The following is a 6,417-nucleotide window of genomic DNA, read 5'->3' on the forward strand; positions in this document are numbered from 1 at the left end:
GATCAGATGATTGTCGTCATTGATGTTGGCAATACACATACAGTATTTGGCGTGTTTCAGCAAGGTGCACTTCAAGCACGCTGGCGTTTTGCCACCGATGTTTATCGCACAAGTGATGAGTATGCGGTGTTACTCCGCTCTTCATTTCAATCGGCTGGATTGACAATGGAGCAGGTCAAAGGTTCTATCGTAGCGACGGTTGTTCCGCCTTTGTTGCGAACGATTCAAGTGATGTGCAAAGCGTTATTTGGCCATGCAGCAGTTGTCGTCGGCCCCGGAATTCGCACAGGGCTCAATATTATGACAGATCACCCAAGTGAGGTAGGAGCTGATCGGATCGTCAATGCCGTCGCTGCATTGACGCGTTTTCCAGTCCCGCTCATTATTATCGACTTTGGCACAGCGACAACATTCTGCTACATTAATGCCAAACGACAATACATGGGTGGGGTGATCCTTCCTGGATTACAGCTTTCTGCCGATGCGCTTTATGAAAAAGCGTCGAAGCTGACACGCACAGAATTGACGCGACCGCTAGGCGTCATCGGGAAAAATACGACGAGCTCCTTGCAGTCTGGGTTATATTACGGTGGGGTTGGACAAGTCGAAGGTATTGTATCGCAGATCAAGGAAGAAGCTAATGCTGAGCCAACAGTTGTAGCAACGGGCGGCTTAAGTACTTTTTTAGCAAAAGACCTTCCGTGTATAGATGTAATAGACCCTCACCTTACGTTAAAAGGCTTATACGATTTGTATGTGAAAAATGAAAGGAGCATCTAAATGTCAGACTATCTAGTTCGTGCACTTGCGTTTGATGGAAACGTTCGAGCTTATGCTGCTCGAACGACAGAAGCTGTAAAAGAGGCTCAAAAGAGACACACGACCTGGCCGACTGCTTCAGCGGCTATGGGAAGAGCAATGACTGCTGGTGTTATGATGGGGTACATGATCAAAAATGGGAAAAAAATCACGATTACGATTCAAGGTGGCGGACCGATTGGTGCCATTGTCGTCGATGCTACACCGACAGGAGATGTGCGTGCTTACGTATCCAATCCGCATGTACATTTTGATTTAAATGAACAAGGAAAGCTTGATGTTCGCCGAGCTGTTGGTGTAGATGGGTTTTTATCTGTTGCCAAAGACCTTGGTCTGCGCAATCATTTCACTGGGCAAGTTCCTATTATTTCCGGAGAACTTGGGGATGATTTTACGTATTACTTCGTTCATTCGGAACAAATTCCATCTGCTGTTGGTGTTGGGGTATTGGTCAACCCTGATAACAGTGTTTTAGCTTCAGGGGGCTTTATTATTCAGTTAATGCCAGGCGCTAATGAAGAGATCATTGCTTTTATCGAGAAGCGTGTCCAGAATATGACGCCTGTTTCAAAGCTGATTGAAGAAGGGAAGACACCTGAGGAGATCATTGAAGAAGTACTGGGAGAAGGAGAAGCGCAATTTTTAGACCGACAGCCAGTAGCGTTTCGCTGCCAGTGTTCAAGAGATCGTTTTTCTGCAGCAATTATTTCGCTAGGCGCTGGAGAAATTGAAGATATGATTGTAGAGGATGGGCAAGCAGAAGCAGAATGCCATTTTTGTAATGAAAGGTACTATTTTTCAAAAGATGAATTGGAAGAGATGAAAAAGGAAGCTTTGAGTGTATAACGACCTTCAGCGGAATACGCGGCAAATTAAATTGACAGACAAGTGTAGCGGATGTTACATTATTAACATATAATAAACCTATAAAAATACTTGGTTTTGAGGAGTGGGAACATGGCGGTTGTCAACTCGATTGTCGATCTCATTGGCAATACACCGGTCGTAAAACTAAATAGAGGCGTCGATGAGTCATCTGCTGAAATTTATCTCAAGCTGGAATATCAAAATCCTGGAAGTTCTGTGAAGGATCGAATCGCTTTAGCCATGATTGCAGCTGCAGAGAGAGAAGGAAAAATAAAACAAGGTGACACCATTATTGAGGCGACAAGTGGTAATACTGGAATTGGCCTAGCTATGGTTGCGACGGCAAAGGGCTATAAAAGTATTCTCGTTATGCCTGATACGATGAGTATGGAGCGCCGAAATCTTCTCAAAGCGTATGGCGCAGAGCTTGTTTTGACACCGGGAAGCGAAGGGATGAACGGCGCTGTCGTTAAAGCTGAAGAGCTTGCAAAAACACATGGCTATTTTCTTGCCGAGCAATTTAGAAATAAAGCCAATCCCGAAGTCCATCGCCAAACGACGGGACCGGAAATTGTCAAAGACTTTCCTGACGGCTTAGATGCATTTGTTTCAGGAATTGGCACTGGCGGCACAATAACAGGAGCAGGAGAAGTTTTAAAGGAAGCTTTTCCTTCCATTCGGATTGTTGCTGTCGAACCAAAGGATTCCCCGATCTTAGCTACTGGAAAACCGGGTCCTCATAAGCTGCAAGGCATTGGGGCAAACTTTGTTCCTGACACTCTTAACACCGACATCTACGATGAAATTATTCATGTCTCTACAGAGCAGGCGTTTGAGCACGCTCGGGAAACGGCACGGATACAAGGAATACTTGGCGGAATTTCATCGGGTGCGGCTGTTTACGCAGCTAAAAAAGTAGCTAAGGAATTAGGTGCAGGTAAAAAAGTGCTTGCCATTATTCCCAGCAATGGGGAGCGCTATTTAAGCACGCCTCTTTATCAATTTGGAGAGGAATAATGGACTCGGCGAACTATAGACAGAGCGGAGAAAACACCACACTCATGTTATCGTTGAGGCGTGGTGTTTTTGTATGTTTTTTATTGGGAATCTTTTACTTTTTGAGTTTGCGTTGACAAGGCGGGTGTTGGATTATAAAAGTTGAGTAGATTTACGAAAAAGGAGAAGAAGCATGAAGACATATACCCCCTACGGAGAAACAGAATCTCTCCCATCGAATTGGTTTGCACGCATTCAAGAGATCCTTGAGCAAGAAAATGAAGCGATATGGCTGGACAGTGCTAAAGATGGACGTTGGAGCATACTCGCTTGTCAACCAGAAGCCATCATTGAAAGCAAGAATGGAGTGATTTCACATCGAGTAAATACAAATGGAGGTTTTATCGAGCATTCCAGCGATGGTGCGATTTTTCAATACCTAAGTGAAGCGCTTAACAGACATAACGCAACAATTCCAGAAGGTTACCCCCCATTTTGCGGTGGAGTGCTTGGTGTTTTTGCTTATCCTACCGTCACTGAGTATGAACCAATCAAGCTTAATTCCCCAAACGATTTACATACCCCTGATGTGTATACATTTTTAACGAAAGAGCTGCTCGTCGTCGATCACTTAGCCAATGAGATTTGGTTTATCGTTGAAGCTGGGGCTGATCAGGAAAGAAGGATGAATCTGTTGCGTAACCGATGGAATCATTTGTCGCAAATCCCTGAGAAAACTGAACGTGACACTAATGATTTTTTAAACGATTTGCAGTATGATGAACATACCGCACACGTCCAGTTCGCTTTTAAGGAGCAACAATTTACCGAAGCCGTCGAAGTCATTCAGTCATATATTGCCAGTGGGGATACCTTTCAAGTCAACTTATCTGTTAGGCAGGAACGCCCCCTTTCTGTAACGGGGCTGGACGTTTATCGCCATTTGCGAACTTTAAACCCTTCTCCTTATATGGCATTTATTAAGGCGCGGTCGTTTACTTTAGTGTGTGGGTCACCGGAACTTCTTGTTGAAAAGAACAACAACGAGGCGATCACGAAACCTATTGCTGGCACAAGGTCACGCGGAAAGACATCTGAGGAAACAGCCGCTTTGGCTGAGGAGCTGCGCACGAACGAAAAAGAACGCGCAGAGCATGTCATGCTCGTCGACTTAGAAAGAAATGACTTGGGGAAAGTGTGTGAGTATGGGTCAGTGCACGCAGATCACTTTATGAGCATTGAAGAATATTCCCACGTCATCCATTTGGTCTCCCAAGTATCTGGACGCCTTAGTGATCAAGCTGATCCGATGCATTTGTTTCAAGCTGTTTTTCCAGGTGGAACGATTACCGGTGCTCCGAAGCATCGGACGATGGAGATTATTGACGAGTTGGAGCCTCACAGCAGAGGATTTTATACAGGATCGGTCGGTTGGATAGGATACGATGGAAATATGGTGATGAATATCATTATACGGTCCATGCTCGTTCAACAAGAGTGTGCCTATGTTCAATCAGGTGCCGGTATTGTATATGATTCTGTAGCGCGTTGGGAGTTTAAAGAAGCATTAAAAAAATCGGCAGCGGTATGGCAGGCAGTCAGCCATGCAGAAGCAGAGCAGAGAATTAAGCATGAGAAGAGGAGAGATGAGCATGATCTTAATGATTGATAATTACGATTCGTTTACTTATAATCTCGTCCAGTACATTGGAGAAATGGGAGAAGAGATTGTCGTATATCGAAATGATGAAATGACGGTAGATGACATTCTGCAAAAAAATCCGAAAGCTGTCATGATATCACCAGGACCGTGTTCTCCTGATGAAGCGGGTATAAGTCTTGAAGCGGCAAAGCGTCTGCCACAACATGTACCGGTGTTTGGCGTATGTCTCGGACATCAGTCGATTGCGCAAGCTTATGGTGGCCGAGTCATTCGAGCCAGTCGATTGATGCATGGGAAGACGTCCCCGATTCATCACGATGAAAAAACGATTTTTCGTGGCATTGAGCAGGATTTTATTGCGACACGCTACCATTCATTAATTGTGGAGCGAGAATCTTTACCCGCTTGCTTCGACATTTCTGCTGAAACAGCAGAAGGGGAAATTATGGCCATTCGCCACAAAACATTGCCTATGGAAGCTGTGCAATTTCATCCAGAGTCCATCATGACCGCGGCAGGAAAACAATTGCTACAAAATTTTTTAGAAGAATATACCGAAAGCAGGAGGCAACCTTCGTGCACATGTTCGTAAATGGTGTCGTGAAACCAGTAAGCGAAGTCGCGATTTCTCCTTTAGATCACGGGTTTTTATATGGCGCCGGCTTCTTTGAAACTTTTCGCACATACGACGGTCATCCTTTCCTTTTCGATGACCATTGGGCACGGCTGCGAGAAAGTGCTGAGGCGCTGCAAATGTGTTGGCCATGGAGTAAGCAGTCGATTTTGGCGGGACTCAAGCAGTTGCTTGAGCTTGAAAAGACGACAAATGCCTATATCCGTTTAACGGTGACGGCCGGTAATGAAGGTATTGGTATTTCAAATCTACCGTATCAAAATCCGAATGTATTCATGTATAGCAAACCACTGTCAACGCATGCCCCCACGGTAAAGAGGGGGCACTTTTTGCGTACTCGTCGCAGTTCGCCCGAGGGCAGCTTTCGTATGAAATCTCACCATTATTTAAACAATATCTTTGCAAAGCAGGAATTAAGCGATTCGTCTGACGAAGGGATATTTTTGGATGAGAGTGGGTCGATAGCTGAAGGAATTCTGTCCAATGTCTTTTGGGTCAAGGGAGGCTGTCTCCTGACACCGAGCTTGCCGACGGGAGCATTAAATGGCATTACGCGCCAATTTATCCTTGCTTTATGTGAACATCACCAAATACCTGTTCGCATTGGAGAATTCCCGAAAGAAGCATTGCTTGAGGCGGAAGAAGCTTTTGTCACAAATAGTGTTCAGGAAATCGTCCCGTTGACTGGAGTGGACGACGCCCGCTTCGCTACGGGGCCCGAGACCATCGCTACTCAGTTACACAGTTTATATAAAGAATATACCCATCGCCTTTGGGGGAAGAATGGCATAGAGAAGTAAAGGAGAATTGGCATGTCACATATGCAGAGCGATGAAAAATGGAGACCCTTTGACAAGCAGCACAAAACTGAAGTCATGGGCATTGTTAATGTAACACCAGATTCTTTTTCAGACGGCGGTGCCTATAATACAGTGGTATCGGCAGTAGATCATGCCCTAGCGCTCGTCAATGATGGTGCAGACATTTTAGATATTGGTGGCGAATCGACTCGTCCTGGTGCGGATTATGTGGATGAGGCAGAGGAAACCAACAGGGTTGTCCCGGTGATCGAAGCGTTGGTGGAAAAAACCGATCGACCTGTCTCGATTGATACGTACAAAAGTAAAACGGCTGAGGCGGCAGTAAACGCCGGAGCATCTATAATTAATGATGTGTGGGGCGGGTTATACGATCCCGAGATTCTTGATGTAGCAGCTGCCACGAAAGCAAAGCTCATTATTACTCACAACAGAAAAGATCGGAACTACACAGATTTTATGACCGACGTTTGTGAAGACCTGCGCCGGCAGATTGAAGCAGCCAAAAAAAGAGGCGTACAAAAAGAGCAGATCATTTTAGATCCTGGCGTCGGTTTTGCGAAATCACCTGCACAAAACATTGAAGTCATTCGTCACTTAGACGACATTGCTGTATGGGG

The 6,417-nt window shown here is 45.2% G+C and carries 7 protein-coding genes; all 7 read left to right on the forward strand.

Annotation, left to right across the window (positions count from 1 at the left end; translation table 11 throughout):
* Window positions 1-6 precede the first annotated feature (6 nt).
* Window positions 7-780, forward strand: coding sequence for a type III pantothenate kinase (locus G4V62_RS12970; RefSeq protein WP_165202873.1), 774 nt, complete (start codon window positions 7-9; stop codon window positions 778-780).
* Window positions 781-1,665: an Hsp33 family molecular chaperone HslO gene (gene hslO / locus G4V62_RS12975; RefSeq protein ID WP_165202875.1), complete on the forward strand. Its 885-nt coding sequence runs from the start codon at window positions 781-783 to the stop codon at window positions 1,663-1,665.
* Window positions 1,666-1,776: 111 nt separating this feature from the next.
* A complete protein-coding gene (gene cysK, locus G4V62_RS12980; protein ID WP_165202877.1) occupies window positions 1,777-2,703 on the forward strand; it encodes a cysteine synthase A in 927 nt (308 codons plus the stop codon).
* A gap of 172 nt (window positions 2,704-2,875) precedes the next feature.
* Window positions 2,876-4,351 (forward strand): anthranilate synthase component I family protein, encoded by a 1,476-nt coding sequence (locus tag G4V62_RS12985; protein WP_165202879.1) that lies wholly within the window; start codon window positions 2,876-2,878, stop codon window positions 4,349-4,351.
* Window positions 4,335-4,937 (forward strand): aminodeoxychorismate/anthranilate synthase component II, encoded by a 603-nt coding sequence (gene pabA, locus G4V62_RS12990; protein WP_165202881.1) that lies wholly within the window; start codon window positions 4,335-4,337, stop codon window positions 4,935-4,937. Before G4V62_RS12985 ends, pabA begins: the two co-directional genes overlap by 17 nt.
* Window positions 4,928-5,779 (forward strand): aminodeoxychorismate lyase, encoded by an 852-nt coding sequence (gene pabC, locus G4V62_RS12995; RefSeq protein WP_165202885.1) that lies wholly within the window; start codon window positions 4,928-4,930, stop codon window positions 5,777-5,779. Before pabA ends, pabC begins: the two co-directional genes overlap by 10 nt.
* A gap of 12 nt (window positions 5,780-5,791) precedes the next feature.
* A partial coding sequence (folP, locus tag G4V62_RS13000) for a dihydropteroate synthase (RefSeq protein ID WP_165202883.1) occupies window positions 5,792-6,417 on the forward strand: 626 nt, incomplete at its 3' end.

Origin of the sequence: Litoribacterium kuwaitense (assembly GCF_011058155.1) — a bacterium.
GTDB lineage: Bacteria > Bacillota > Bacilli > Bacillales > DSM-28697 > Litoribacterium > Litoribacterium kuwaitense.